Source organism: Paracoccus sp. Z118, assembly GCF_019061185.1.
Lineage (GTDB): Bacteria > Pseudomonadota > Alphaproteobacteria > Rhodobacterales > Rhodobacteraceae > Paracoccus.
In genome coordinates this window covers 1-567 of sequence record NZ_JAHQZU010000112.1, presented here as the reverse complement: position 1 = coordinate 567, position 567 = coordinate 1, and the positions used below count along the sequence as shown (strand labels likewise).

General features: G+C 68.1%; 1 protein-coding gene. It reads left to right on the top strand.

The genetic code is table 11. From position 1 onward, the window contains the following. Positions 1–567: alcohol dehydrogenase catalytic domain-containing protein (locus KTN05_RS18810; RefSeq protein ID WP_371823408.1), on the top strand; the 567-nt coding region annotated here is incomplete at both ends.

Genomic DNA, 567 nt, shown 5'->3' with positions numbered 1-567 from the left:
GACATCATGCCGCGAAACAGCCTTGAACTGAGATCCACCATCACGACGGACGGAACGCTGCGGATCAATCTGGAACGCGTCTCCGTTGCCGAACCGGGGCAGGGCGAGTTGCTGGTCCGGGTCGAGGCCGCGCCGATCAACCCCTCGGACCTCGGGCTGCTATTCGGCCCAGCTGACATGGAGACCCTGCGCGCGGAGGGCACCGGGGACGCGCCGGTCCTGACCGCGAAGGTTCCTCCGCATCTGCTTCCCGCCGTCAGCGCCCGGCTGGACCAGTCGATGGCGGTGGGCAACGAAGCCTCCGGGTCCGTGATCGCGGCGGGTCCTGACCTGCAGGATCTGGTGGGCAAGCGCGTCGCCATGATCGGGGGCGCCATGTATGCCGAGCTGCGCCTGATCCGCCGTGATGGGTGCATCGTCCTCCCGGAGGGCGCCACGGCCGCCGAAGGGGCGGCGCTCTTCGTCAACCCGATCACGGGCCTCGGCTTTGTGGAAACCATGCGGGCCGAGGGCCACAAAGCCATCATCCATGTTCCCGCCGCGTCGAACCTGGGGCAGATGCTGGTG